Origin of the sequence: Daejeonella sp. (assembly GCF_036405355.1) — a bacterium.
GTDB lineage: Bacteria > Bacteroidota > Bacteroidia > Sphingobacteriales > Sphingobacteriaceae > Daejeonella.
Genome location: NZ_DASWXT010000098.1, coordinates 11,323 through 37,046 on the forward strand (window position 1 = coordinate 11,323; position 25,724 = coordinate 37,046).

Sequence of the window (25,724 nt, forward strand, 5' to 3'; positions counted from 1 at the left end):
TAAGCATCACTTTTATTGTGACAATCAGCTTCAAAATAAGATGGTTTATTGTATTTCAGCGGCATATCTATTCACTCAGGTCAAAGCTCTCCATAAATTTGGTAGTGAAGTTACCGGCACGGAAATTTGGATCCTTCATCAGTCTTAAATGGAAAGGGATTGTCGTTTTTACCCCTTCAATAACAAATTCACTCAAGGAACGCTCCATTGTACAAATCGCCTCTTCGCGTGTTTGTGCGACACAGATCAGTTTAGCAATCATTGAATCGTAATTCGGAGGAATCTGATAACCGGCATATACATGGGTATCAACCCGCACTCCATGACCACCAGGAGAATGGAAATTAGTAATCAATCCGGGAGATGGTCTGAAATTATTGAACGGGTCCTCAGCATTGATGCGGCATTCGATCGCATGCATTTCAGGGATATAATTCTTTCCGGAGATTGGAATGCCCGAAGCAACTTTGATCTGTTCTTTGATCAGGTCGAAGTTGATTACCTCTTCAGTTACCGGATGCTCCACCTGTATACGGGTATTCATTTCCATAAAGTAGAAGTTGCGGTGTTTATCTACGAGAAACTCAACTGTACCAGCACCTTCGTAATTAACAGCCATAGCTCCTTTAATGGCAGCCTCACCCATTTTTTCACGCAGCTCAGGAGTCATGAAAGGCGATGGAGATTCCTCCACCAGTTTCTGATGCCTGCGCTGAATTGAGCAATCACGTTCTGAAAGATGACATACTTTTCCATACTGATCTCCAATTACCTGAATCTCAATATGACGAGGATCCTCGACATATTTCTCAAGATATAATCCGTCATTGCCAAATGCTGCTGCTGACTCCTGACGCGCTGAATCCCATGAAGGCTCAAATTCAGCATCATTCCATACAATACGCATTCCTCGGCCACCACCACCGGCTGTAGCTTTGAGGATAACCGGATAACCGATTTCATTTGCGATTTTTATACCCTCTTTAACATCAGTTAATAAACCTTCAGAACCCGGAATAGTTGGAACACCGGCTTTTTTCATGGTTTCTTTAGCCGATGCCTTATCACCCATGCCATTAATCTGTTCGGCTGTGGCTCCGATAAATTTAATACCATATTCATGACAGATTGCTGAAAATTTTGCGTTTTCAGACAAAAAACCATATCCGGGATGGATTGCATCTGCATTGGTTAATTCTGCTGCAGATATGATATTCGGAATACTTAGGTAGGAATCTTTACTTGCCGGCGGACCAATACAAACTGCTTCATCGGCAAACCGTACATGTAAACTATGGCGGTCGGCAGTTGAATAAACAGCTACGGTTTTCACGCCCATTTCCTTACAGGTACGGATAATCCGAAGAGCTATTTCACCACGATTTGCAATTAGTATTTTTTTAAACATGCTTTCTTAATTTGGGAATTTGAAAATTTGATGATTTGAAAATGAAGATTAAAAATATAATCTTCAAGTATTCAAATTGTTAATCTTCAAATCAGATAGGTTCCACCAAAAATAATGGCTGATCGTACTCTACCGGACTGGCATTATCTACAAGCACTTTTACGATACGACCTGAGACTTCAGACTCGATTTCGTTGAAAAGTTTCATTGCTTCAATGATACACACTATTTGTCCGGCCTTAATTTCATCACCAACATTTACAAAAAGTGGTTTGTCAGGACTTGAAGACCGGTAAAAAGTGCCAATCATTGGAGATTTTACAGTTATGTAGTTTGCATTTTCATCCTTTGGAGGAGCAGCTGCAGGCTTAGTTTCTACCGGGGCTGCTGGTGCTGCTACAATTGCGGGAGTAGAGGTAGCCTGAATTTGCTGAGCAGCCTGTACCTGATAAGTAGGAGGCTGATTGGTTTTTATGGTAATTTTAAAATCCTCCTGCTCAATAGAAACTTCATTTACCCCAGATCTGGAAACAAATTTAATAAGCTCCTGAATTTGTTTAATATCCATTTTGTTTAGTTTATGTGGACGATTTTAACCTAAAATTATAATAAAAATATTAAGAAACGATTTTGATTTATTTTTTAATAGGCCCATTTCAAATACAATGAACCCCAGGTGAATCCCCCTCCAAACGCGGCCAGGATCAGATTGTCACCTTTTTTGAGCTTACTTTCCCATTCCCATAAACACAGTGGAATAGTTCCGTTCGTCGTATTACCGTATTTTTCAATATTGATCATCACTTTTTCAGGAGCAATACCGCAGCGACTGCTGGTAGCATCAATGATTCGTTTATTGGCCTGATGTGGAACCAGCCAGTCTACATCGTCAGAACTCAGATCATTTTTTTCCATGATCTCAGCAGCTACATCTGCCATATTTGTTACGGCAAATTTGAAAACCGCTTGTCCTTCCTGAAACAGGAAGTGTTCATCATTATCAACTGTTTCATGACTTGCCGGTCTTAATGATCCCCCTGCTTTCTGGCATAAATAAGGGCCACCTGATCCATCACTCTTAAGTATTGAATCAATTACTCCGAAACCCTCAGTATTTGGTTCGAGTAATACAGCACCACAGCCATCACCGAAAATGATACAGCTTTTACGGTCTTTATAATTGATGATAGACGACATTTTATCGCCTCCTACTACCAAAACCTTCTGATGTTTGCCAGTTTCAATAAATTGGGAACCTGTTGCCAATCCGTATAGAAAACCCGAACATGCAGCATTAAGGTCATAACCCCAGGCATTCACCGCACCAATTTTGTGGGCAAGGATATTTGCTGAGGCCGGAAATACCATGTCGGGAGTTGTAGTACAGAAAATAATAAGGTCGATCTCTGCAGCACTGATCCCACGCTTTTCAAGCAAACCATTAACGGCATGGGTAGCCATATCTGAGGTTCCTAGATTTCCTTTCAGGATGCGGCGTTCTTTAATGCCTGTACGGCTGGTAATCCATTCATCATTGGTTTCAACCATTCCTTCAAGTTCCTTATTGGTAAGAATATACTCGGGAACGAAAGCATTAACGGCTGTTATTGCAGCATGAACTTTAGACATGATAAATTGGAAATAATTATTTAAAAGCTTCTTTGATCTTATCAACGAACTGACTTTCGATCATGGTTCGCGATAAAAGTACCATATTTTTAATTGCTTCCGGACTAGAGATGCCGTGGCCAATCAGAACAGGCGCATTTACTCCCAAAATTGGGCTGCCTCCATATTGTTCATAATTGAAACGGTCAAAGAATTCATCCTTAAATCCTTTTTTGAGTGTAAGAATATAAAAGGTTTCGGCTAATTTCAACATTACATTTCCTGTAAACCCATCACATACAATAACATCTGCTTTGTCGTTGAACAGATCCCGGCCTTCAATATTACCTATGAAATTGATATCAGATTTTTGCAGTAGAGGGAATGTGGATTGGGTAAGAACATTTCCCTTTTCTTCCTCTTCACCCAGATTCATTAAACCCACTTTTGGATTCTGAATATGGTACACATGTTCTGCATATAAGCTACCTAGCATTCCGAACTGAGCCAGTACTTCAGGCTTACAGTCGGCATTTGCCCCAACATCCAGCATAATTCCGAAGCCGGATTTTAATTTGGGCACATTGGTTGCAACGGCGGGACGAATAACTCCCGGAACTGGCTTTACGCTAAAGATAGCCCCTACTAACATCGCACCGGTGTTTCCTGCCGATGAAAAGGAATCTACTTTACCTTCTTTGAGATAATGAAATCCAAGGCTGATACTTGAATTAGGTTTCTGCAGTACAGATTTAGTTCCGTGTTCTCCCATGCCGATCATTTCGGTGGTGTGAACAAATTCGAAAACATCAGGATCTATTCCTGCTTCTGTTATAAAAGGCAGAGCCTGATCCTTGTCCCCGAAAAGAACTAATTTTTGGTCTGCCGATAAGGCTTTTTGAGCTTCTATTGCACCCAAAACTGCTGCTTTGGGAGCAAAATCTCCACCCATTATATCTAAGCCAATCTTCATATCAGAATGGTAACTTAGGCAATAGAGGTATTTTCAATTACCATCTTTCCGTTGTAATACAAGTTTCCGTCAACTGTATACGCACGGTGAGGTAAATGTACTGCACCAGTAGTCTGGCAGGTAGTTAAACCCGGAGCAACTGCTTTATAGTGAGTTCTTCTTTTATCTCTTCTTGATTTGGATATTTTCCGTTTTGGATGTGCCATTTGTTCCTATGTATTAATAATTTATTACTTTTTTATTTTCTTTAATGCTTCCCACCTTGGGTCGGCAATTTCTTCCTCTTCTTCCACTTCTTTTGGCCCTGGAGCCAGTTGTTGCAGCTTGGCAATCATTTCACTATCGCACCATTCAGTATTTCCTTCATCATTACAACGACTGATATATGGTACTGCAAGATTGATAAACTCATAGATCAGTGTCGCTACATTGATCTCAGTTTCACTTCTCTTTAGTACAATGATCTCTTCGGTGTCATCCTCAAGATCTTCGTTTCCATTCAATTTGACAATCTGCCTCTCCTTAATTTCTACAGAATAAGGATAATCGGCAAGGCAAACATCACATCCCAGTTTCATTTCACCTGAAATATGAAAATGCAGGATCATCATCGTTTCCTGCTTATCCAGTTCAAGTTCAGCTTTCAGTTTTCCACTCTTAACAAGCGAGTATTCAAACTCATTAAAAAAAGCATCGTCAACTTCGAATTCAAAATCGTGAACTCCAAGTTTTAATCCGGTAAACGGAATGCTATATTGCTGTAATGATTTCAAAGCACGCCAATTGAGCCTGCAAATTTAGGAAAATTTATTTAGTTGCTAACAGTTTTTTAAAAATGAGATGATAAGGCCAGCTGAAAGCTTTGGTTTTATCCTTTTGAAGACCTTTTAATCCCTGTCTTTTGAAAATTTGCTCAGTTTCAATGGGTTTGAGCTGAGTTCGGAACTTTCTCTTCTGCACTTAACAATTTTGATTGCAGTGAATAGTGCTTCTCTGAAAGAACTTGCGGATGCCTGATTTTTTCCGGCAATATCATAACCTGTGCCATGGTCGGGAGAAGTTCTGACAACAGGTAAACCTGCAGTGAAATTCACTCCACTATGAAATGCAATCTGTTTGAAAGGGATTAAGCCCTGATCATGGTACATTGCCAGTACAGCATCGAACTGGGTATAGGTATGAGCTGCAAAGAAACCGTCTGCTGCATAAGGGCCAAAAGCAAAGATTCCCTGGGCATTGGCTTCGGTAATGGCCGGAATAATGGTCTCCAGTTCTTCTTTCCCAATAAGGCCCATATCCCCTGCATGCGGATTTAATCCTAAAACAGCAATTTTTGGTTTTTGAATCCAGAAATCCTTCTTCAGGCTTTGATTCATCAATGTCAGTTTTGATAAGATCTTTTCTTTGCTGATCTTTTCGGGCACCTCATTTACCGGAATATGTCCGGTAACTACTCCTACGCGGATATCTTCACTCACCAGAAACATCAGGGAGTCTTCAGCATTGGTTTTTGCCTGAATATATTCTGTATGACCCGCAAACTGAAAATCATCACTTTGAATGTTATGCTTATTGATCGGCGCGGTAACCAGGGCATCTGTTTTGCCCGCTATGAGATCATCTAATGCTCTTTCAAGTGATATGAATGCATATTTCCCTCCGGTAGGAGTGCTTGTGCCCAATTCGATACGGACATCCTCTTCCCAGCAGTTAATCATATTAGCGCGTTTGTTATGCGCTTCTTCCGGACAGTTGATTACATTAAAATTAAACTCATTAAGGTCCATTGTTTTACGATGGAAGGATGCGACCTTTGTATGACCGTATACAATGGGAGTGCAATAGTCCATGATTTTACTGTCCATCAGAGTTTTAATGATTACTTCAAGACCGATACCGTTTACATCTCCTATAGAAATTCCAACTTTAATTTTATCACTCATTCCTGCTTACCCTTTTATTAAAATAATTAACGCAAAATAAAGACTTTAATCCCAAACTGCAATTAGGTTGTAAGTTATAAGTAATAAGTTATAAGAAATTGAGAGTGGAGAGTGGAGAATTGAGAGTGAGAAAAAATAACAGATAACGTCTCCCATTTGCTCATTTTCTTATTTACTAATCAACTAGATTGACAAATAGACAAATCAAGTCATCGGCAAATTCATCCGCTAATTTGCTCATTTTCCAATTTGCTAATTCCCCGAACCTCTTTTTTCCGTAATTTGCGCCAAATGCAGCGGATATGAGTTTAGTAAAGGCAAAGAAGCATCTTGGACAACACTTTTTAACCGACAAAAACATCGCAGAAAAGATTGTCAACAGCCTTCATGCTGTCGATCAGTATAAGCAGGTTTTGGAGGTTGGCCCGGGAATGGGAGTACTTTCCGACTTTCTGCTTGGTAAGAAGGATCTTGAAACTTATCTGATCGATATAGATACTGAATCTTATGAATTTCTGAAAAAGAAGTATCCCGATCTCGGTGCAAGACTGATTAACGGGGATTTTCTGGAGCTTGATTTTGCGGCTGTATTTCCGGGCAAATTCGGGATAATAGGTAATTTTCCATATAATATTTCATCACAAATACTCTTCAAAGTACTCGATAACCGAAATCAGGTAGTTGAACTGGTTGGAATGTTTCAAAAGGAGGTGGCTCAGCGTTGTGCAGAGAAGCCAGGAAGCAAAGAGTATGGTATTTTAAGTGTTTTTTTGCAGGCATTTTATAATGTTGAATACCTCTTTTCTGTTAAGCCCGGAGTGTTTAACCCTCCGCCTAAAGTTACCTCAGCAGTCATACGTCTAACCCGAAATGATATTGAAAAGCTGAATTGTGATGAAAAGTTGTTCTGGCAGGTTGTAAAAGCTGGTTTTAATCAGCGCCGCAAAACACTTAGAAACGCATTGTCATCACTTGTAAGCAAGGAAAGCATGACGGATGATCCAATGTTCGACCTTCGAGCTGAGCGACTGAGCGTAGATGATTTTGTTAAAATGACAAACCTGATCAATACGTCGAGAATAAATGCAGTATGAATAAAAGAATCCTGATTGCCGACCATTTACATCCTGCCTTTAAAATTGAGGCAGAAGAGCTGGGATATATTTGTGATGATTTTCCGTTAATCAGCAGAAGTGAAACTCTGGAGAAACTGAAAAACTATTCAGGAATAGCGATTCGCACAAAGTTTCAGATTGACAAGGAACTTATTGATTCAGGCCCCAATCTGAGATTTATCGCCCGGGCTGGTGCAGGAATGGATAATGTAGATGAGGAGTATGCCAGATCAAAAGAAATATTCTGCATCAATGCACCAGAGGGAAACCGGGATGCAGTGGCAGAACATGTGATTGGTATGTTGCTTTCACTGCTCAATAATCTTAGAAAAGCGGATATCGAAGTGCGAAATGGTATCTGGGACAGGGAAGGAAACAGAGGATGGGAGCTGAAAGGAAGAACTCTTGCAATCATAGGATATGGAAATACCGGACAAATGCTTGCCCGCAAACTTTCAGGTTTTGAAGTAAAGGTGATTGCTTATGATAAGTACAAAACCGGTTTTTCAGACCAATATGCAGAAGAGGTAAGTATGGAAGAGGTAGTTAAACAGGCAGATATTTTAAGTTTTCATATTCCTTTGACCTTCGAAACGAAGCAGCTCCTTAATGATGAATATCTTTTTCATTTCAGGAAGCCAATCATTTTTCTAAATGCTTCAAGAGGTGAGGTGGTTAATACAAGGGCTGTTTTGAATGGGATTCGTAATGGTAAGATAAGCGCCGCCGGTTTGGATGTACTTGAAGTTGAAAAATTTCCGGCCTTAGGAGAGCAGGAATGGTTTAATGAATTAAGGGACTCTCCAAGCGTAATTTTAAGCCCTCATGTGGCTGGCTGGACCCACGAATCTTACAGAAAGATTTCTGAAGTGCTTGCCCAAAAACTAAAACAAATTCTTTTGTAGTTTGATAATGAAGTGCTTATAGCTTATCCATTATTCTTCTGCCTTCATTTCATCATAGAAATTTGGAAATCTAAAATCAAAAATATTATCTTCGTATTAATACGAGCAAGACTATATTGGCTTATGCCGACATAGTCTTGTTTGTTTTTAAGAGTTTATCATAAAATGTGTGAGATATGACGGAAGTAACTTATTATACCCGGGAAGGATTAGAAAAACTTAAAGAAGAGCTTCACCTATTAAAAACTGAAGGTCGTTCACAAATTTCAAAAGCAATTGCTGAAGCCAGAGACAAGGGCGATTTGTCGGAGAATGCAGAGTATGATGCAGCTAAAGAAGCGCAGGGGCATCATGAATCTAAAATTTCAAAGCTGACGAATGTCTTGGCTAATGCCCGTTTGATCGATGAATCGAAACTAGACTCATCAAAGGTTCTTGCATTGTCTATTGTAAAGATTAAAAATACCAATAATGGGGCAACCATGACTTATCAGTTGGTTTCTGAATCAGAAGCCGATCTGAAAACAGGTAAAATATCGGTGAAATCGCCTATAGCTCAGGGTTTGTTGGGCAAATCTGTAGGCGACAAAGCTGAAATAGCTGTTCCGGCGGGTAAAATTGAGTTCGAAATCATTGAAATCAGCAGATAATTATAAATCTGATCAGAATATAAATCAAATCATATGGAATCAATCTTCTCAAAAATTATAGCCGGCGATATTCCTTCACATAAGGTCGCTGAAACATTGGAATATCTTGCTTTCCTGGATGTAAATCCGCTGACAGAAGGCCATGTACTGGTTATTCCTAAGAAGGAGGTTGATTATATATTTGACCTTGATAGTGAAACTTATGTAGGCCTGATGATGTTTGCTCAGATTGTAGCAGCGGGTTTAAAAAAAGCCATAGCTTGTAAGCGTATTGGTGTTTCTGTCATCGGACTGGAAGTTCCTCACGCACATATTCATCTTATCCCGATCAACAGCATGGACGATATGAACTTTAGTCGCCCTAAACTGAGTTTTACTGATGAAGAACTTGATGCAATAGCAGAAAAAATTAAGGAACAGCTTTAATTTCTTTTATTTAATCCGTTTCTGATTATCCTTTGCGAAAGCATCCCAGCCAGAATAGTTTTTCTTGCCTCCGGTACTGCTTATTTTCTGGAACGAATGACAAACTGCAACCGCCAAACCATCGGTAGCGTCAAGAAATTCAGGAGTTTCAGTAAATTTTAAAAGGGTTTTGAGCATAGCTGCCACCTGCTCTTTTGATGAATTACCATTGCCTGTGATTGACTGTTTGATCTTTCTGGGTGAATACTCGAAGATAGGAAGACTACGAGATAATGCTGCAGCCATTGCCACGCCTTGTGCCCGGCCTAGTTTGAGCATCACCTGTATGTTTTTACCATAAAAAGGGGCTTCTATCGCGAGGCAATCGGGTTTATATTGATCAATAAGTAAAACGGTTTTCTCAAAAATATGTTTAAGTTTCAAAGGATGATCGTCAAGGTGCTGGAGTTTTACTACTCCCATACAGATCAAATCAACAGAACTTTTTACCTCCTTGACTATTCCATAACCCATAACACTGGTTCCGGGGTCAATTCCAAGGATTATCCGTTCAGTTGATTTTTCTTTTATCATGCCCAACAATATTAAGAAATTACCTGCTTTATAATGTTTTTAAGCCAATAGAATTTCAAATTTTAAATTCAAAGAAGCTTTTGCTTAACATTGCATAAATAAAATATTTTGAACAGCAGTACCAAAAAGATTCTGAGCATTTGTATTAAGGTCACCATTTTAGGTCTGGCATTCTGGTATATATATAACAGGCTTAGTAATAATAGTGGTATCAGTAACTTCAGGATGCTGCTTAATGAACTTGATCCTGAAAGTGTGTGGATAGTAATGTCCAGTCTTTTTCTATTGATGTTTCTGAACTGGTTTTTGGAGGCTCTTAAATGGAAATACCTTGTTCAGAAAATAGAGGTAATAAGTACCTGGAAGGCTGTTGAATCAGTTTTTTGTGGATTGACATGGGCAGTTTTTACTCCAAACCGGATCGGAGAATACGGAGGGAGAGTCTTTTTTCTGTCTCCCAATAAGCGTATAAAAGGCGCCGTTGCTATGACGGTCGGGTCTTTCGGTCAATTGGTGCTGGTCAATGTATTTGGCTCTCTGGCACTCAGCTGGTTTCTTTTTCGTTTTATGGATCTCAATCTCCTAATGAATTTTAGTATATTTATATTGGCACTTGCTTTCAGTGGATTTTTTCTGCTTTTCTTTTTCAATATCCATTGGATAAATGGTCTCTTGTCCAAAATAAAGTTTTTGAAACCCTACAAGCGCTTTTTCATTATTTTTTCGAAATTCAAGGTTTCAGCACTCTTGCATATCTTAATGTATAGTCTGTCGCGTATCCTGATATTTAGCACACAATATTTTCTAATCATTCATTTACTAATTCCTGAAATAGCTCCACTGGATATGGTTTTGATCCTGTTTATCTTTTATTTTATTCAATCTTCAATGCCTTCCCTTGATCTTCTAGATATAGGTTTGAGAGCAACAACCGCTGCTTACTTTTTTTCCTTTGTAACTGATCAGGAAATTGCGGTGATGGCAGCCGTTGCAAGTATATGGCTGATTAATTTAATTATTCCGGCTATTTTAGGGTCCGTTTTCGTTTTAAAACTCAATTTCTTTGGTAGTCCTCGTAATTAGTATAATTTCAATTTCTCTGGCTCTTGCCTATTTAGGTATGGTTTTATTTCTGCGCAGGGGCTGGCTGGCTGTGAAAACCTTTAATCTGAAAAGTACCCGTTTTAAAACGACTGTCAGTATTCTGATTGCAGCCAGAAATGAGGAAGATAAAATATTCAATACCATTAATGATATTCTGGCACAGGATTATCCTCCTGAGTTAATGGAATTGATTGTGGTTGATGATCACTCGACCGACCAGACATCTCAAATCGTTCTATCTTTTGCAGAAAGAGGTGTAAAGCTGATTGTTTTGAATGAAAATGAGCCTTTAAATTCATATAAAAAGAAGGCAATAACTGAGGCAATTAAACTCTCTGATTCAGAACTTATCATTACGACCGATGCAGATTGCAGAATGTCGCCGGCATGGCTTAAAACTATCATTGGATTTTATGAATCGGGTGATTATAAGATGATCTCTTCACCGGTAATCTATTTTGAAGAAAAAAGCAAGTTTGAAGAAATGCAAACTCTGGATTTTCTGTTTCTGTCGGGACTGGGAGCTGCAGGGATAGGGAATAAAATGCCCTCAACCTGTAGCGGAGCCAACCTCGCTTATCAGAGAGAAGTGTTTTATGAGCTTAAAGGATTTCAGGGTATTGATGAGCTGGCCTCAGGTGATGATGAACTATTTCTTCATAAAGTTGCATCGGTTTATCCTGATGGCATTGGTTTTTGTAAATCCCGTGATGCGATCGTTTATACCCATGCAAAATCAAATCTCAAAGAATTTATCCAGCAAAGAAAACGCTGGGCATCAAAAAGCACCAAATATAAAAACAAGGCAATTGTTGTGATCGGGGTATCAGTTTGGATTTTTAATTTCATGATCTTTCTGAGTTCAATTCTGGGCTTTTTCAATCCTTATTTCTGGTATTTGGGTTTAGTGTGCATAAGTATAAAGGCTTTGGCAGAAATGTCATTACTGATTCCGCTATGCAGTTTTGCCAAAAGAAGTAAACTACTGTGGTATGTTCCAATACTTACTGTGCTCCACATGTTTTATCTGATGTACATTGGGATTGCAGGAAACTCAGGCAAATACAATTGGAAGGGGAGGATGGTACGGTAGATGTGAGATGTGAGATATGAGATGTGAGATATGAGATATGAGATATGAGATATGAGATGTGAGATGTGAGATATGAGATGTGAGATGTGAGATGTGAGATGTGAGATGTGAAGATAGCAAAGTCCGGGCGGTGTTACAAGATCTAAGTCAAAAAGCCATAAAACCCTATTTCTGATTGCAAGTTTGGATTAATTCCTTAATTTTAAGCGTCGCAGTCCTCAATTTATAGTCTTGCAAAGAAAACCAATATCAGCAATAAATGATGAAAGTGAGTTAATTCAACTCTTGCTAAAACGTCAGGCTGAATTAAACTCTTTGCTTGAAATTACTCAGGCTATTAATATAAACAGTCCCTCCTCGGTTTTGTTCGAGATGCTCGAGGTAATTCTGAATGTCCACTTAAAGATTGGGAAGATCCGTCTTTTGATCAAGGAAGGAGAACATTTTTACTGCGCTACACGATTCGGAGGTGAATTTGAAAATGCAAAAACATTGCAGCAAACCTGCCAGGCCCTGATTGATTTCAGATATATTACTTCTTTGAAATCTCAGGATGATCCTTTGTTAAATAAATACGAATATTTTGTTCCGGTTTTTCACAATCAGGAGCTTCTGGCTTTTGTCTTGATAGGCGGTTTTGATACTAGCCAGAATCTGCTGAGTAGTGATCTCAATTTCATTCAGACTCTGATCAATGTAATCGTTGTAGCCCTTGAAAACAAGAAACTCCTGAAAGAAAGAGTAGGCAGGGAACGCTTACAACGTGATATGGAGCTGGCTGTTGAGGTTCAGGGGATGCTTATACCCAGGCGATTACCTAAAACGGGTGCTGTAGAGGTTGGAGCAACTTATCTTCCAAATGAGAATATTGGTGGCGATTATTTTGACTTTATTAAGTTAGGCACTCATGAGTATCTCTGGTGTATTGCCGATGCCTCAGGAAAGGGGGTTTCTGCTGCTTTGCTGATGGCAAATTTACAGGCCAGTTTAAGAGCCTGGGCCTCGGTTGAGAGAAATCTTGTTAAACTGACAGAGCGATTGAATGAGATCGTTTACTCAAATACTAACGGGGAACGCTTCGTGACCTTATTTCTTGGACTTTATAATGAGCAAACAAGGGAACTGCAGTATGTCAATGCAGGGCATAACCCTTCGGTTCTGATAATGGATGGGAAGGTTAAATTTTTAAAAGAGGGCACCACAATCATCGGTGCTTTTGATACCCTTCCGGTAATAAATCTGGGCAGGGAAGTCATGACTTCAGGAAGTATAGTTTTCAATTATACTGACGGTCTGGTTGAAAGTCCGAACGAGGAAGTGTACATTTCTGACCAGGAACTGGTTTCACATTTGCTGGAAAGTTGTCATCTCGAGGTTGATACTCTAAATGAAAATATTTTAAGGAGTATTCAAAGCCTTAATAATGCAAAGATGAATTCAGATGATATTACCCTTTTAACCATAAGGGTATCTTAGTGATTTCGTTATAAACAGACATTATGCTTCTACCGTACTTTCAAAAGGAATATATTGAAGCGGGCTGCGATGAGGCGGGACGCGGATGCCTTGCCGGTCCGGTTTTTGCAGCCGCCGTAATTTTGCCTGAAAATTTTTCCCATCCTCTGCTTAACGATTCAAAAAAAATAAATGAAAAAGATCGCTTTCAACTTCGCGATATGGTTGAACGGGAAGCACTAGCCTTTGCCGTGGCATCGGTAGATCATGAAGAAATTGACAAGATCAATATATTGAATGCTTCAATCAAAGCGATGCATCTTGCACTTGGGCAACTCAGTGTTCGCCCGGGCTTCATTATTATAGACGGAAACCGCTTTAAGCCCTACGGGAATTTAACACATCAGTGTATCATAAAAGGAGACAGTAAGTATTATTCAATAGCAGCAGCTTCAATTCTTGCCAAAACCTACCGGGATGAATATATGCTTAATTTGGCAGCAGAGTATCCGCAATATGACTGGAAAAGTAATAAGGGTTACCCAACTATTAAGCATAGAAATGCGGTTATTGCTCATGGCCTTACGCCTTTTCATCGCAAAACTTTCCGGATCAGTGACCCCCAGCTTACACTTGCATTATTTTCTGAGCAGAATTGATTATCCTGAAATTATACCTTAGCTTTTAATCGTTTTTAATTACTTTTGGCGCAATCAATAATACCTTCTTAATAATGAAAAGTGTTGCCTTAAATGATATCCATATCGCACTTGGTGCTAAAATGGTACCTTTTGCCGGATTTAATATGCCTGTTCAATACAGTGGGATTAACATCGAGCATGAAACAGTCAGAAATGGCGTCGGAGTATTTGATGTGAGCCATATGGGCGAATTTATTCTGAAAGGGGAGGGTGCGTTAGATCTTATCCAAAGAGTATGCTCAAACGATGCCTCTACGCTTTTTGACGGTAAAGTTCAGTATTCATGTCTCCCAAATGAGCAGGGTGGAATCGTTGACGATTTGCTGGTCTATCGTATAGATGAAAATACCTATATGCTTGTTGTAAATGCTTCAAATATTGATAAAGACTGGGACTGGATTTCAAAGTACAACAATGGGGCAGTAGACATGAAGAATATTTCAGATCAGACTTCATTACTGGCTGTTCAGGGTCCTAAAGCTGCCGAAGCCCTTCAAAGTTTAACTGAAGTTAATCTGTCTGATATGGATTATTATACATTTAAAAAAGGTGTATTTGCCGGGATAGAGAATGTGTTGATATCTGCTACGGGATATACGGGTGCTGGAGGCTTTGAATTATATTTTGATAAAAAAGATTCTGAACATATATGGAATGAAGTTTTCAGAGCCGGTGAGCCTTTTGGGATCAAACCAATCGGACTCGCAGCAAGGGATACTCTTCGACTGGAGATGGGTTTCTGCCTTTATGGAAATGATATTGACGATTCAACCTCACCGATAGAAGCAGGTCTGAGTTGGATCACTAAATTCACAAAGAACTTTGTCAATTCAGAAAATCTTGCGATTCAGAAGGAAAATGGTGTTGAGCGTAAGCTGGTTGGATTTGAAATGATTGAAAGGGGTATTCCGCGTCACGATTATGAAATCGTGGATGTGTATGGCACTGTAATTGGTAAAGTAACTTCAGGTACTCAATCGCCAAGCCTTCAAAAGGGAATAGGTATGGGTTATGTTAAAACAGCCTTTTCAAAGATAGGTACAGATATATATATAAAGATCAGAGATAATAAAGTGTTAGCAAGGGTAGTAAAAATGCCTTTTAAGTAATAATCAGCCCTTTCTAAAGAATGCAAAAACGTAACCTCGAAGTTTGTCTCACACCTGCTTTGCTTCACCTTCATGATTTCACAAACAGTATTGTTGTTGTAATTGATATTTTCAGGGCAACTTCATCAATTTGCTATGGTATTGAAAATGGGGCAGAATCAATCATTCCGGTCGCCACGATAGAGGCATGTGAATCTTACAGACATTCCGATTATCTGCTTGCTGCAGAGCGCAATGGAGAGGTAGTAGATGGGTTCGATTTTGGCAACTCACCTTTTTCGTATACTGAAGATAAGGTGAGTGGTAAAACAATTGTATTGACTACAACCAATGGAACACACGCTATCAATATGGCACGTGGTGCCCATAAAATTGTGATAGGTTCCTTTTTAAACCTGGCAGCTCTCTGCGACTGGCTAAAAGCTCAGCCAAATGATGTGCTGTTATTATGTTCAGGATGGAAGGATAAAGTTAACCTTGAAGATACTTTGTTTGCAGGAGGGGTTGTTCATTACCTAAGAGAGGAGAATTATTCTTTGGATGATGCGGGTATAGCTTCCGAAGACCTGTATATTATGGCAAAAGATGACCTTAACTCCTACCTAAAGAAAACTTCGCACAGCGAGCGTTTGAAAAAGCTGGGTATTGAGGAAGATATAAAATTTTGCCTGAACCTGAATATCACTAAAGGAATCCCGGTTCTTGATGGTGAGAGACTAATTAAAATGATGATTTGATTAAGGCTGACAGGGTTCAAAACCCTTTCAGCCTTAAGATAAACCCTAACAGCGTTCCAAAAGCTGACAGGGTTATTTCAATTTTTGATTATTCTTATGCCTGTCGGCATCTCTGATATTTTTCTTCTCCATATTTTTACCAAGTGCTTCTGTTAGATCGACGCCAGTTTGATTGGCAAGGCAGATTAGAACAAACAGCACATCAGCTAATTCATCCCCCAGGTCATGCCCTTCATCTGATTTTTTAAAGGATTGTTCGCCATATTTTCTGGCCATGATGCGGGCAACCTCTCCAACTTCCTCCATCAGGATAGCGGTATTGGTCAGTTCATTAAAATAGCGAACTCCTGTCGTTTTGATCCACTGGTCAACGTTTTCCTGTGCTTCCTGTATTGTCATCAGAATTATTTTTAAACTTATTCTCTTGATTTGGTATCCATGATTATAGTTACCGGGCCATCATTAACCAGGCTGATCTGCATATCAGCACCAAAAACTCCGCTCTGGATTTTTGTCCCGGTAAGTTGCCCCAGCTCACGGATCATTTTTTCATACAATGGAATTGCAAAATCCGGCTTTGCCGACCGCGTAAATCCGGGGCGATTCCCTTTTTTTGTAGAGGCGAACAGTGTAAACTGACTGACAAGCAAAATATTCCCCTGAACATCAGCCAAAGCTTTATTCATCAAGCCGTTCTCATCCGAAAATATCCTCATGTTGCTGATCTTCTGCGCCAGCCAGTTCAGATCTTCATCGGTGTCACTATCTTCAATACCCAGCAGAATCATAAAGCCCAAACCAATTTCCCCACTGATCTTTCCCTCAATACTGCATGAGGCGCTGCTAACCCGCTGAATTATTGCTCTCATCTTATGCTCTTGTATCGTTGTTGTTGTATATGCTTAAATAGCTATCGTATCTCGACGGTTCGAGTTTACCTTCTTCCAGAGCTTCTAAAACCGCACATCCCGGTTCATTGATGTGCCTGCAATTGTTAAAGCGGCAATCATCCATCAGCTTTCTGATCTCGGGAAACAAACGACCGAGTTCCTGTTTTTCAATATCGAAAACACCGAGTTCACGTATCCCGGGGGTATCAATCAGATATCCGCCGAAAGGCAGCTTAAACATCTCAGCAAAAGTTGTGGTATGCTTTCCCTTATCACTCCAATCAGAGATATCACCTGTTTTAAGTTCATAACCCGGTAGTAAGGCATTAATCAATGTTGATTTTCCGACACCAGAGTGACCACTTACCAGTGTAACTTTATCCTTCAACAGTTCCCTTAACTGATCCAGATTAGTCGCTTTTAATGCCGATACACTGTAACATGGGTATCCGGCTTGTTCATAAATGGACTGGTATTGGCTTAAAATCTCCAAACCTTCATCACTAAAGAGGTCAAGCTTGTTAAATATTAATTTTGCCGGAATATCATAGGCTTCAGCAGTGACCAGAAAGCGGTCGATAAATCCCAGCGAAGTTCGGGGAGAAGCCAGGGTAACGATCAGAAAAGCCTGGTCTAGATTGGCTGCAATAATCTGTGCCTGCTTTGACAGGTTAACAGACTTACGGATAATATAATTCTTTCTTGGCTCAAGTTCAGTGATCAGTCCGGTTTCCTGATCGGGCTCAGGCTCCACTGTGACACGGTCACCTACAGCTACGGGATTAGTAGTTTTAATATCCAGCGTTCGAAACTTACCCTTTATACGGCATTTTATGGCTCTCCCCTCATCGGTTTGAACTTCATACCAGCTTCCTGTTGATTTTATAACTAGCCCCTGCATTTAATCGCTAAAGATACTCCTTGATTGCATTATCAATAATTATGTAGCCTGTTTATTATTGTTTTGATAAAAAATGATGTTTAATTAAAATAAATTCACAAGAATTTGTGAATTCAAAAATTAAAACCGTTATTTACGCCACAATAAAAAAGAAATGAATACAGCTTTTTATACCACAACAACAACTACCACCACCACGCTGATGCTTGGGGAAGGTAAATGTATGGTGTAAATTTAACATAAAACATCAAAAACGCCTTCCTCCGACAAAGGGGAAGGCGTTTTTTTTTATAAAAATTCAGAGAATCCCGTACTTACGGGACTTATAAACAAGTATACACTAATGAAAATTTTAAAGTTCGGGGGTACCTCAGTTGGATCGGTTGAATCGATCAGTAAATTATTGCAGATTATTGAAAAGGAGCAGAAGCAATCGGGGAATCCGGTTATTGTCCTTTCGGCTATGAGCGGGGTCACGAATCTTTTGTCTTCAATGGCAGATAAAGCTGCACAGGGCGGGACTTTCAGCAGCGAATTAAAAGAGCTGGAAGAGCGTCATTTTGAAGTGATTAAAGAGCTATTGGCCGTACCGAGACAAAATCCTGTATTTACAAAGCTTCGCATTCTGTTTAACGAACTGGAAGATCTTTTGCAGGGGGTAATGATTCTGCGCGAATTGACTCCGCGTACCCGGGATCTGGTTCTTAGTTATGGAGAGCGTTGTTCAACGTTTATGATTAGTAAGATCGCCGGACAGAAATCGGATGAAGATGTTTATGTGAATGCTGCAGATGTGATAAAAACAGACAGCTCTTTTGGACAGGCTCGTGTGAATATGGAACTCACAGAACTTCTTATAAGAGACTGCTACAATACAAATAAGGGTAAAATGCTGTTTGTTACCGGTTTCATTGCAAGTAATGATGAGGGAAGGATTACCACCTTAGGTAGAGGTGGTAGCGATTATACTGCTGCTATTTTTGGTTCAGCCCTGAATGCCGAGGAGATTGAGATCTGGACCGATGTGAACGGAATGATGACAGCAGATCCCAGGATGGTTAAAAAAGCATTTTCATTGCCTGAACTTTCATATACTGAGGCAATGGAGCTTTCATTCTTTGGAGCAAAAGTTATATACCCTCCAACAATGATCCCAGCGTTCATGAAGAAAATTCCGATTGTAATCCGGAATACTTTCGAACCTGAATTTCCGGGTTCTGTGATCAAACATGATTGTGAAAATTCGGGTCTGGCAATAAAGGGAATTTCTTCAATTAATGATATCAGTATTATCAACATTGAAGGCAGTGGGATGGTCGGAAAGGCAGGATTTAGCGGTCGATTATTTTCCCTGCTGGCTCGTGAGCAAATCAATGTAATTCTGATCACCCAGTCTTCTTCAGAACACAGCATCACTTTTGCAATACACCCTTCTGATGCGGCAAGGGCACAGCATTTGATTGAACATGAATTTGAACTGGAGCTGCTCGCAAAAAAGATCGAGGCACCTATTTTTGAGCAGGGCCTTTCGGTTCTTGCCATTGTGGGAGAAAATATGAAACAAACTCCCGGGATTTCCGGAAAGCTTTTTCATGCCTTGGGACGTAATGGAATCAATGTCAGGGCGATTGCTCAGGGATCTTCAGAATACAATATTTCGGTTGTGATCTCAAGAGAAGATTTGAATAAAGGCCTCAATGCGGTCCATGATGCCTTCTTTGTTGAGTTGAATAAAACCTTGCACGTTTTCTGTCTTGGAACCGGAAATATCGGAACTACTTTGTTCAAACAATTATTGGAGCACAAGGATTTTCTTCAGAAACATAATGGAATACAGATCAAAGTTGTCGGCATCGGTAATACCCGTAAGATGTTCTTTGATGCAGAAGGTATTGAACTTGAAAACTGGCAGGATACCCTTCAGAAGGAAGGTGAGCCGGCTGATCTTGCGCATTTTGTAGAGAGAATGAAATCTATGAACCTTCCAAACTGTGTCTTTGCAGATAATACAGCAAGTTTAAAACCTATTGAGTTTTACCAGGAGATATTCAGTTCAAACATTTCTATTGTAACCTGCAATAAGATTGGTAATTCTTCTTCTTTTGAGCAGTATAAGCTGTTCAGGGATACTGCAAGACTGCATGGGGTAGATTTCTTTTACGAAACCAATGTTGGGGCAGGCCTTCCTATCGTGAAGACATTAAAAGACCTGATGATTAGTGGGGATCGGATTCTGAGTATTGAGGCTATACTTTCAGGAACTATTTCATACATTTTTAATAACTATAAGGGTGATATCACTTTCCACGATATAGTGAAGCAGGCACAGGAAAAGGGCTATACTGAACCTGATCCCCGTGATGATCTTCGGGGTACTGATTTTATGAGAAAGATGCTGATTCTTGCCCGTGATGCCGGTTATGAGCTTGAAGCGGCAGATGTAGAGATTGAAAGCATGCTTCCCGAATCATGTCTCAATGCGGAGACTGTGGATGATTTTTATAAGACATTGCAGGCAGAGAACAGCTTTTTTGAAGACATGAAAAAGCAGGCAGAGAATGAAAAAAAAGTGCTTAGATATATTGGTAAACTAGAGAATGGCAAAGTGAAGATAGGGCTTCAGATGGTTGACGATGCACACCCTTTTTATGCTTTGTCAGGAAGTGATAATATCATTTCATTCATTACCGATCGCTATAAGGAAAGGCCAATGGTGGTTAAAGGTCCAGGTGCCGGTGCCGAAGTTACAGCTGCCGGTGTGTTTGCAGATATTGTGCATGTAGGTGCCAATAAATTCTGATAGCACCTGATTATTTTAATATTTTTGATCGTTCGGCTTATGCAGGATGTTCAGGAGACAGTATATAAATATGAATAGATCAGTAAAAGTTTTTGCACCTGCCACAGTAGCCAATGTAGTTTGCGGTTACGATGTTTTGGGTTTCGCGGTGAATGCACCAGGTGATGAGGTGATTATGCGTTTGAGGGATGAACCAGGAGTAATTATCACAAAAATAAGCGGTGATGATGGGCGTTTGCCATATGATCCGGCTAAGAATACAGTTAGTGTGAGCGTACAGCATTTCCTGAATCATATCGGGCGATCCGATGTGGGAGTGGAGATAGAACTGAATAAAAAAATGCCGATCGGCAGCGGATTGGGATCAAGTTCTGCCAGTACAGTTGCCGGATTGTTTGCAATCAATATACTAATGGATAGCCCTCTGACAAAAATGGAACTTGTTCCTTTTGCGATGAAAGGAGAGGAGCTGGCCTGCGGATATGGGCATGCTGATAATGTGGCGCCGGCGCTGCTTGGAGGCTTTGTGCTGATCCGCAGCTATGAGCCGCTGGATATTATTCAGCTTCCATTTCCTGAAGAACTTTATTGTTCTATCGTTTTTCCGCAGGTTGATGTACCGACCCGTGATGCAAGGCAGATCATCAGGAGCAAAATATTGTTGAAAGATGCGGTAGTTCAGTGGGGAAATGTTGCCGGATTGGTTAGTGGCTTATATACCAAAAATATAGACCTGATTGCCAGGAGCATGAAGGATGTGATCGTCGAGCCCGTCAGGTCGATTCTGATCCCTGATTTTTACAGATTAAGAGAAATTGCGATGGAAAATGGAGCACTTAGTTTCGGAATTTCCGGTTCAGGGCCTTCGGTTTTCACATTTACCAGAAATGATGATGATGCCCGCCGGATCAATGAAAAATTGCAGGCACATTTCAGATGGCTCGACACAGAAAGTATTGCATACAGGTCGCCGATTAATGCTCAGGGGCCAATAATTTTAGATTAATGATTTTATACAGTACCAATAATAAAGATTTAAGGGTTCCTTTTAAAGAAGGAGTATTCAATAGTTTGCCTGCAGATAAGGGTTTATACATGCCGGTAAATATCCCGGTGCTTGATCCTGAATTTATTGCAGATCTACACAAATATAGCCTGCCTGAAATTGCTTTCAGGGTGTCTAAAGCAATTCTGAATGATGCAATTCCCGAATCAGATCTGAAGGCTATAATTGATGATGCGATCAATTTCAATGCACCTGTTATCGAAATTTCTAAAGGCATAAATGTTCTGGAACTTTTTCATGGTCCTTCACTGGCTTTCAAAGATTTCGGTGCCAGGTTCATGAGCCGGGTGATGAGTTATTTTTTGAAGGAGGGTGAAAAGCAGTTAGATGTACTTGTAGCTACATCGGGAGATACGGGCGGAGCTGTGGCACTGGGTTTTCTGGGAGTACCTAATGTCAGGGTAACTATCTTATTTCCAAGGGGAAAGGTAAGTCCGATACAAGAACTTCAGTTAACTACCAACGGACAGAACATTCGTGCGATAGAGATCGATGGTACCTTTGATGATTGTCAGGCTTTAGTAAAGCAGGCATTTAATGATTCTGACCTGAAAGAGAGGTTTCGTCTTACATCTGCCAATTCCATCAATATTTCAAGACTGATTCCACAGACATTCTATTATTTTAATGCATATGCACAGATTCAGCGAATGGGTTATAAGGAAGTGGTATTTTCTGTCCCGAGCGGAAATTTTGGCAATATCGGAGCGGGTTTGCTTGCCTGGAAGATGGGTTTACCCGTCAGGGCATTTTTGGCTGCGACTAATGTTAATGATACAGTTCCGGTTTTCCTACAAACCGGAGTGTACAAGGCAAAGCCAAGTGTGCAGACCTGGTCAAATGCAATGGATGTAGGTGATCCAAGTAACTGGGTAAGGATTATGGATATGTTTGGCGGGGACCGAAGTTTGCTTAAAAATTTGCTCAGTGCTTATAGTTTTAGTGATGAGGAAACCCTTGAAGCCATAAAGTTTGTACACAAGGAGCATGGCTATATAATGTGCCCGCATACTGCTATTGCCTGGCTGGCTTTAAAAAGCTGGATAAATGAGCATCCTTCTGATGATGTTGCAGGCGTATTTTTATCTACTGCCCATCCTTGTAAATTTCCCGATATTTTTCCTGCAGAGATCGCTGCGGAAATAGATATTCCGGTACAGGTAAAGGATTTAGAGGGTAAGGAAAGGCTTTCGGTTAGTTTGGATAGAGACTTTGAAGGGTTTAAGAATTATTTACTGGATAGTTAGTTGCTCTTATTGGCTAATTTCCGGTTACCTGAAGAAAATAATTGGGTTATTTCCTGGATTTTTTGCCCAGCAGCAACCTGGCCTGAGTTCCCCATCCACCTACAAATGCATCTGGAATCCCATCTTTATTCACATCTCCAATACAAATACCCCAGGAACGGCCTGCGGTTTCCACCGGAATGACTTCTGTACTCACATCGGTGAATTTGCCTTGCCCGTTATTTCTGTAAGCCCTCACTTTATCTGCATTAAACCCGGGAATTGTAATAGCACTTAGCAAAATATCCGGATGGCCATCTCCATCAAAATCAATCACATTGGCGGCATAAGTTGAGAATCTATTTGCGGGCATTCTGGTACTGCTTTCATCTTTAAAAAAGCCTTTCCCGTTGTTAATCAGAAGCCGCGCCTGTGGGTCTTTATCCCACTCTCCGCCATTATTTGTAAGATTAGCAAATAGAATATCCTGATCTCCGTCTCCGTCGGCATCAAACAGAACAGTTTCGCGTGTGTGGAGGGGAACAAGCAGTTCAAGCTGATCGGCCTTTTCTGTAAATTTTCCATCCCCATTATTTATAAATAACCTGTTGGGTGGAATTTCATTCCCTACGACCATATCCAGGTCGCCATCGGCATCCAGATCTGCAAGTTTAATATCCTGGGTAGCGCCATTTATTTCAGGAAGGTTTGATGAAGTGCGATCAATAAAACTCCCCGGTTTTTGTTTGTTGTTAAGCCAAAGAAAATTTTGACCTTTTGAACCTGAGTTCCCAACCAAAATATCTGTAAGGCCGTCCTGATCAACATCAGCAACAGCAAGACCATTGCCTTCACTTTTTGATGGGAGTTCATCGCTGAGGTCCCGGAAGGTACCATCCCCCTTACCCAGATACAATTCAGGTGTCTGATCATCTTCGGCTACAAACACAGCGTCCAGATTACCATCATTGTTGAAGTCGCTGAGACGTACATGTTCAGAATCGTTCTTTACCTCCCGAAATACCCCCTGCTTCCAGGTAAATCTTCCGCTTCCGTCATTAATGTATAACCTGTTCACATCATTTTCTACAGCTATAATAATATCCAGATCCCCATCCTTGTCTACATCACCAAACCCAGTATCCAGAGAATGTAATTTCGGAGCTTGGGGTAAATGAGTAAGCGTTACATCCTCAAAATATTCTGTTGAGGAAATTCCGGGAGTATTCGGGCTTGATGGGGCACATGCCAGATAGATGATTAGTGCCGCGGCTGTTAAGACTAAAAGCCAGGTTTTTTTCATACTTAACGCTGACAGGGTTTTAAACCCTGTCAGCGTTAGCTAATTTACAAAAACTTATAAAATAGGGTATAGGAAAATTAGTTAAAGGTAGATCTGATTGATTAACTGGTTTTTTCCATAGAAATTAAGACTCTTTTTTAACCGCTGTTTTATCCTTTTAAAAAATTGCTTCGGCAATTCTCTTCGTTGGACCCGGATTACTCATCGTATAAAAGTGCAATACCGGTGCTCCAACTTTCATCAGTTCTTTACATTGAGCGATCATATGCTCAATTCCAACTTCCCTAACCTCTTTTTCAGATTTGCATTTTTGAACAGCTTCACTCAGATCCTCCGGCAAATCGATATGGAAAATTTTCGGCAGGCTGATTAATTGTTTGGATGAAGTAATCGGTTTTAAACCTGGTATAATTGGAACGTTTATTCCATTTTCTCGGCATAGCGCCACAAATTCAACATATTTGGAATTGTCGAAAAACATCTGTGTCACAATGAACTCAGCACCCATCTCAACTTTCTTTTTCAAAAATCCGAAGTCTGTTTTCATGTTTGGAGCTTCAAAGTGTTTTTCAGGATATCCGGCTACACCGATACAGAATTTTGTCTTATAGGCAGTATCGTAATCCTCATGAAGATAAACCCCATTATTCATATTAGCTACCTGCTCTAGTAATTCAGTTGCATAGGCATGTCCCCCTGGTGTGGGAATAAATCCTGAATCTGCATGACGAGCATCACCGCGTAAAACCAGGACGTTATCTATACCCAAAAACTGCAGGTCGATCAGGGTGTTTTCAGTTTCCTCTTTTGTAAATCCTCCGCAGATCAGATGTGGCACTGCATCTACATTGTAACGGTTCATAATCGACGCACAGATAGCTACAGTTCCGGGGCGTTTGCGGTAGGAGACCTTTTCCAGCAGGCCACTTTCATGCTGCTTATAGATATAATCTTCTCTGTGATAGGTTACATCTATGAATGGAGGCTTAAACTCCATCAAAGGATCTATAGCATCATAAATACCCTGTATACTCTGCCCTTTTAAAGGAGGAAGCAACTCGAAAGAGAAAAGTGTTTTGCCTTTGGCGTTTTTTATGTGATCGGTGATTTTCATAAATCAGTTGTTGGTTGTTGGTTGTTTGTAGAAAACTGCTAGCTAACAACTCAACTTTTAGCTTTTTGTATTATAATATCTAATAAATCAATTTAATAATTTACCCAGAGTTTCTATTCTGCTCAGGCTGGTTAATAGTTGTAATTCGTCTATAAACTTTAAATCTTTTGAAATATACAATTGGGTTTCCAATTCAAACAACGAACCCCCTGCTATTGATAAAAATTGTATAGTTTCCTTGTTATGTTGTCTGCCACAACCCTCAGCAATATTTGATGGAATTGAAACCGCACATCTTCTTATTTGTGATGTAATCCCAAATTGCTCAGTTTTTGGATAAGCAGCAGTAAGTTCATAGATGTAAGAGGCTAATTCTCTGGCATGTTTCCAAACATCTAATTCTGTATATTTCTGAAAATCAGTCATGTAATTTCAGCTTAATATCCTTAATATTTTTTCTCAACGCAGCGTTTAGTTCCAACTACTAACAACTAACAACTAGTACCCCAAATTCGGGCTCAGCCACCTTTCCGTTTCCTCAACTGTCATCCCTTTACGAATGGCATAATCTTCTACCTGATCCTTGCTGATTTTGCCTAATCCAAAATAACGTGATTGCGGATG

The 25,724-nt window shown here is 40.1% G+C and carries 28 protein-coding genes; 13 read left to right on the forward strand and 15 right to left on the reverse strand.

The annotated features are described in order from the left end of the window. Positions 1 to 67 precede the first annotated feature (67 nt). The 7 genes from accC to pdxA all read right to left on the reverse strand — a co-directional run bounded on the left by accC (position 68) and on the right by pdxA (position 5,932). Positions 68 to 1,408: an acetyl-CoA carboxylase biotin carboxylase subunit gene (gene accC / locus VGE44_RS11995; protein WP_331079332.1), complete on the reverse strand. Its 1,341-nt coding sequence runs from the start codon at positions 1,406 to 1,408 to the stop codon at positions 68 to 70. Positions 1,409 to 1,499: 91 nt separating this feature from the next. Then, on the reverse strand, positions 1,500 to 1,976 hold the full coding sequence (gene accB, locus VGE44_RS12000; RefSeq protein ID WP_331079335.1) for an acetyl-CoA carboxylase biotin carboxyl carrier protein: 477 nt from the start codon (positions 1,974 to 1,976) through the stop codon (positions 1,500 to 1,502). 74 nt (positions 1,977 to 2,050) lie between these two features. Beyond that, a complete protein-coding gene (locus tag VGE44_RS12005; RefSeq protein ID WP_324486016.1) occupies positions 2,051 to 3,037 on the reverse strand; it encodes a beta-ketoacyl-ACP synthase III in 987 nt (328 codons plus the stop codon). Between the two features lie 16 nt (positions 3,038 to 3,053). Further along, positions 3,054 to 3,989 carry a phosphate acyltransferase PlsX gene (gene plsX, locus VGE44_RS12010; protein ID WP_331079338.1) on the reverse strand — a complete coding sequence of 312 codons (936 nt, stop codon included), beginning with the start codon at positions 3,987 to 3,989 and terminating at the stop codon, positions 3,054 to 3,056. Positions 3,990 to 4,003: 14 nt separating this feature from the next. Further along, positions 4,004 to 4,195, reverse strand: coding sequence for a 50S ribosomal protein L32 (rpmF, locus tag VGE44_RS12015; RefSeq protein ID WP_305364710.1), 192 nt, complete (start codon positions 4,193 to 4,195; stop codon positions 4,004 to 4,006). A gap of 24 nt (positions 4,196 to 4,219) precedes the next feature. Continuing rightward, positions 4,220 to 4,762 (reverse strand): DUF177 domain-containing protein, encoded by a 543-nt coding sequence (locus VGE44_RS12020; RefSeq protein WP_331079340.1) that lies wholly within the window; start codon positions 4,760 to 4,762, stop codon positions 4,220 to 4,222. A 114-nt stretch (positions 4,763 to 4,876) separates the two neighbouring features. Continuing rightward, positions 4,877 to 5,932 (reverse strand): 4-hydroxythreonine-4-phosphate dehydrogenase PdxA, encoded by a 1,056-nt coding sequence (pdxA, locus tag VGE44_RS12025; RefSeq protein WP_331079342.1) that lies wholly within the window; start codon positions 5,930 to 5,932, stop codon positions 4,877 to 4,879. A 302-nt stretch (positions 5,933 to 6,234) separates the two neighbouring features. Here pdxA and rsmA point away from each other — a divergent pair, with 302 nt between their 5' ends. The 4 genes from rsmA to VGE44_RS12045 all read left to right on the forward strand — a co-directional run bounded on the left by rsmA (position 6,235) and on the right by VGE44_RS12045 (position 9,028). Next, positions 6,235 to 7,026, forward strand: a complete 792-nt coding sequence (rsmA, locus tag VGE44_RS12030; protein ID WP_331079344.1) for a 16S rRNA (adenine(1518)-N(6)/adenine(1519)-N(6))-dimethyltransferase RsmA — start codon at positions 6,235 to 6,237, stop codon at positions 7,024 to 7,026. Further along, positions 7,023 to 7,952, forward strand: coding sequence for an NAD(P)-dependent oxidoreductase (locus VGE44_RS12035; RefSeq protein ID WP_331079346.1), 930 nt, complete (start codon positions 7,023 to 7,025; stop codon positions 7,950 to 7,952). The genes rsmA and VGE44_RS12035 overlap by 4 nt, the downstream gene beginning before the upstream one ends. Before the next feature lie 176 nt (positions 7,953 to 8,128). After that, positions 8,129 to 8,602, forward strand: a complete 474-nt coding sequence (gene greA / locus VGE44_RS12040; RefSeq protein WP_324486029.1) for a transcription elongation factor GreA — start codon at positions 8,129 to 8,131, stop codon at positions 8,600 to 8,602. 33 nt (positions 8,603 to 8,635) lie between these two features. Continuing rightward, a complete protein-coding gene (locus VGE44_RS12045) occupies positions 8,636 to 9,028 on the forward strand; it encodes an HIT family protein (RefSeq protein ID WP_331079350.1) in 393 nt (130 codons plus the stop codon). A gap of 6 nt (positions 9,029 to 9,034) precedes the next feature. Here VGE44_RS12045 and ruvC read toward each other — a convergent pair whose 3' ends face one another. Beyond that, complete coding sequence (gene ruvC / locus VGE44_RS12050) at positions 9,035 to 9,601, reverse strand: crossover junction endodeoxyribonuclease RuvC (protein WP_331079352.1); 567 nt, start codon at positions 9,599 to 9,601, stop codon at positions 9,035 to 9,037. A gap of 108 nt (positions 9,602 to 9,709) precedes the next feature. Here ruvC and VGE44_RS12055 point away from each other — a divergent pair, with 108 nt between their 5' ends. From VGE44_RS12055 to VGE44_RS12080, 6 genes are all read left to right on the forward strand, one after another. After that, positions 9,710 to 10,684: a hypothetical protein gene (locus VGE44_RS12055; RefSeq protein ID WP_331079355.1), complete on the forward strand. Its 975-nt coding sequence runs from the start codon at positions 9,710 to 9,712 to the stop codon at positions 10,682 to 10,684. After that, complete coding sequence (locus tag VGE44_RS12060; RefSeq protein WP_331079357.1) at positions 10,665 to 11,798, forward strand: glycosyltransferase family 2 protein; 1,134 nt, start codon at positions 10,665 to 10,667, stop codon at positions 11,796 to 11,798. Before VGE44_RS12055 ends, VGE44_RS12060 begins: the two co-directional genes overlap by 20 nt. 231 nt (positions 11,799 to 12,029) lie before the next feature. Further along, a complete protein-coding gene (locus tag VGE44_RS12065) occupies positions 12,030 to 13,274 on the forward strand; it encodes a PP2C family protein-serine/threonine phosphatase (RefSeq protein WP_331079359.1) in 1,245 nt (414 codons plus the stop codon). Between the two features lie 23 nt (positions 13,275 to 13,297). Next, on the forward strand, positions 13,298 to 13,912 hold the full coding sequence (locus VGE44_RS12070; protein WP_331079361.1) for a ribonuclease HII: 615 nt from the start codon (positions 13,298 to 13,300) through the stop codon (positions 13,910 to 13,912). Between the two features lie 74 nt (positions 13,913 to 13,986). Continuing rightward, positions 13,987 to 15,063, forward strand: a complete 1,077-nt coding sequence (gene gcvT / locus VGE44_RS12075; RefSeq protein WP_331079364.1) for a glycine cleavage system aminomethyltransferase GcvT — start codon at positions 13,987 to 13,989, stop codon at positions 15,061 to 15,063. Positions 15,064 to 15,083: 20 nt separating this feature from the next. Next, the gene (locus VGE44_RS12080) at positions 15,084 to 15,800 is read left to right on the forward strand and encodes a 2-phosphosulfolactate phosphatase (RefSeq protein ID WP_331079366.1); all 717 of its coding nucleotides are present in this window, start codon (positions 15,084 to 15,086) and stop codon (positions 15,798 to 15,800) included. A 72-nt stretch (positions 15,801 to 15,872) separates the two neighbouring features. On the opposite strand, the gene VGE44_RS12085 is transcribed toward VGE44_RS12080, so the two are convergent. Genes VGE44_RS12085 through rsgA form a run of 3 tightly spaced genes read right to left on the reverse strand, consistent with a single transcriptional unit; the run spans position 15,873 to position 17,591 of the window. Then, on the reverse strand, positions 15,873 to 16,199 hold the full coding sequence (locus VGE44_RS12085; protein ID WP_331079368.1) for a nucleotide pyrophosphohydrolase: 327 nt from the start codon (positions 16,197 to 16,199) through the stop codon (positions 15,873 to 15,875). A 17-nt stretch (positions 16,200 to 16,216) separates the two neighbouring features. After that, the gene (gene dtd / locus VGE44_RS12090; protein WP_331079370.1) at positions 16,217 to 16,669 is read right to left on the reverse strand and encodes a D-aminoacyl-tRNA deacylase; all 453 of its coding nucleotides are present in this window, start codon (positions 16,667 to 16,669) and stop codon (positions 16,217 to 16,219) included. 1 nt (position 16,670) lies between these two features. Further along, entirely contained in the window at positions 16,671 to 17,591 is a 921-nt protein-coding gene (gene rsgA, locus VGE44_RS12095) for a ribosome small subunit-dependent GTPase A (RefSeq protein ID WP_331079372.1), read from the reverse strand. A gap of 343 nt (positions 17,592 to 17,934) precedes the next feature. Between rsgA and thrA the strand changes: the two genes are divergently transcribed. The 3 genes from thrA to thrC all read left to right on the forward strand — a co-directional run bounded on the left by thrA (position 17,935) and on the right by thrC (position 22,704). Then, positions 17,935 to 20,391 (forward strand): bifunctional aspartate kinase/homoserine dehydrogenase I, encoded by a 2,457-nt coding sequence (gene thrA, locus VGE44_RS12100; RefSeq protein ID WP_331079375.1) that lies wholly within the window; start codon positions 17,935 to 17,937, stop codon positions 20,389 to 20,391. A gap of 70 nt (positions 20,392 to 20,461) precedes the next feature. Continuing rightward, entirely contained in the window at positions 20,462 to 21,397 is a 936-nt protein-coding gene (locus tag VGE44_RS12105; protein WP_331079377.1) for a homoserine kinase, read from the forward strand. Then, positions 21,397 to 22,704 carry a threonine synthase gene (gene thrC / locus VGE44_RS12110; protein WP_331079379.1) on the forward strand — a complete coding sequence of 436 codons (1,308 nt, stop codon included), beginning with the start codon at positions 21,397 to 21,399 and terminating at the stop codon, positions 22,702 to 22,704. The genes VGE44_RS12105 and thrC overlap by 1 nt, the downstream gene beginning before the upstream one ends. A 46-nt stretch (positions 22,705 to 22,750) precedes the next feature. Here thrC and VGE44_RS12115 read toward each other — a convergent pair whose 3' ends face one another. From VGE44_RS12115 to VGE44_RS18450, 4 genes are all read right to left on the reverse strand, one after another. Continuing rightward, positions 22,751 to 23,986, reverse strand: a complete 1,236-nt coding sequence (locus tag VGE44_RS12115) for a VCBS repeat-containing protein (RefSeq protein WP_331079381.1) — start codon at positions 23,984 to 23,986, stop codon at positions 22,751 to 22,753. 157 nt (positions 23,987 to 24,143) lie between these two features. Then, complete coding sequence (gene metF / locus VGE44_RS12120) at positions 24,144 to 25,100, reverse strand: methylenetetrahydrofolate reductase [NAD(P)H] (RefSeq protein WP_331079383.1); 957 nt, start codon at positions 25,098 to 25,100, stop codon at positions 24,144 to 24,146. Positions 25,101 to 25,187: 87 nt separating this feature from the next. Further along, positions 25,188 to 25,526 carry a four helix bundle protein gene (locus tag VGE44_RS12125; RefSeq protein WP_331079385.1) on the reverse strand — a complete coding sequence of 113 codons (339 nt, stop codon included), beginning with the start codon at positions 25,524 to 25,526 and terminating at the stop codon, positions 25,188 to 25,190. 72 nt (positions 25,527 to 25,598) lie between these two features. Then, on the reverse strand, positions 25,599 to 25,724 hold a 126-nt coding region (locus VGE44_RS18450; RefSeq protein WP_414649330.1), incomplete at its 5' end, for a vitamin B12 dependent-methionine synthase activation domain-containing protein.

Excerpts from the sequence above, each read along its gene's own strand:
- VGE44_RS12115 (WP_331079381.1), bottom strand. The coding sequence starts at position 23,986 with ATGAAAAAAACCTGGCTTTTAGTCTTAACAGCCGCGGCACTAATCATC.
- accC (WP_331079332.1), bottom strand. The coding sequence starts at position 1,408 with ATGTTTAAAAAAATACTAATTGCAAATCGTGGTGAAATAGCTCTTCGG.
- ruvC (WP_331079352.1), bottom strand. The coding sequence starts at position 9,601 with ATGATAAAAGAAAAATCAACTGAACGGATAATCCTTGGAATTGACCCC.
- accB (WP_331079335.1), bottom strand. The coding sequence starts at position 1,976 with ATGGATATTAAACAAATTCAGGAGCTTATTAAATTTGTTTCCAGATCT.
- gcvT (WP_331079364.1), top strand. The coding sequence starts at position 13,987 with ATGAAAAGTGTTGCCTTAAATGATATCCATATCGCACTTGGTGCTAAA.
- pdxA (WP_331079342.1), bottom strand. The coding sequence starts at position 5,932 with ATGAGTGATAAAATTAAAGTTGGAATTTCTATAGGAGATGTAAACGGT.
- rpmF (WP_305364710.1), bottom strand. The coding sequence starts at position 4,195 with ATGGCACATCCAAAACGGAAAATATCCAAATCAAGAAGAGATAAAAGA.
- VGE44_RS12080 (WP_331079366.1), top strand. The coding sequence starts at position 15,084 with ATGCAAAAACGTAACCTCGAAGTTTGTCTCACACCTGCTTTGCTTCAC.
- thrC (WP_331079379.1), top strand. The coding sequence starts at position 21,397 with ATGATTTTATACAGTACCAATAATAAAGATTTAAGGGTTCCTTTTAAA.
- VGE44_RS12125 (WP_331079385.1), bottom strand. The coding sequence starts at position 25,526 with ATGACTGATTTTCAGAAATATACAGAATTAGATGTTTGGAAACATGCC.
- plsX (WP_331079338.1), bottom strand. The coding sequence starts at position 3,989 with ATGAAGATTGGCTTAGATATAATGGGTGGAGATTTTGCTCCCAAAGCA.
- greA (WP_324486029.1), top strand. The coding sequence starts at position 8,129 with ATGACGGAAGTAACTTATTATACCCGGGAAGGATTAGAAAAACTTAAA.
- thrA (WP_331079375.1), top strand. The coding sequence starts at position 17,935 with ATGAAAATTTTAAAGTTCGGGGGTACCTCAGTTGGATCGGTTGAATCG.
- VGE44_RS12045 (WP_331079350.1), top strand. The coding sequence starts at position 8,636 with ATGGAATCAATCTTCTCAAAAATTATAGCCGGCGATATTCCTTCACAT.
- VGE44_RS12105 (WP_331079377.1), top strand. The coding sequence starts at position 20,462 with ATGAATAGATCAGTAAAAGTTTTTGCACCTGCCACAGTAGCCAATGTA.
- VGE44_RS12005 (WP_324486016.1), bottom strand. The coding sequence starts at position 3,037 with ATGTCTAAAGTTCATGCTGCAATAACAGCCGTTAATGCTTTCGTTCCC.
- rsgA (WP_331079372.1), bottom strand. The coding sequence starts at position 17,591 with ATGCAGGGGCTAGTTATAAAATCAACAGGAAGCTGGTATGAAGTTCAA.
- VGE44_RS12085 (WP_331079368.1), bottom strand. The coding sequence starts at position 16,199 with ATGACAATACAGGAAGCACAGGAAAACGTTGACCAGTGGATCAAAACG.
- VGE44_RS12035 (WP_331079346.1), top strand. The coding sequence starts at position 7,023 with ATGAATAAAAGAATCCTGATTGCCGACCATTTACATCCTGCCTTTAAA.
- rsmA (WP_331079344.1), top strand. The coding sequence starts at position 6,235 with ATGAGTTTAGTAAAGGCAAAGAAGCATCTTGGACAACACTTTTTAACC.
- metF (WP_331079383.1), bottom strand. The coding sequence starts at position 25,100 with ATGAAAATCACCGATCACATAAAAAACGCCAAAGGCAAAACACTTTTC.
- dtd (WP_331079370.1), bottom strand. The coding sequence starts at position 16,669 with ATGAGAGCAATAATTCAGCGGGTTAGCAGCGCCTCATGCAGTATTGAG.
- VGE44_RS12070 (WP_331079361.1), top strand. The coding sequence starts at position 13,298 with ATGCTTCTACCGTACTTTCAAAAGGAATATATTGAAGCGGGCTGCGAT.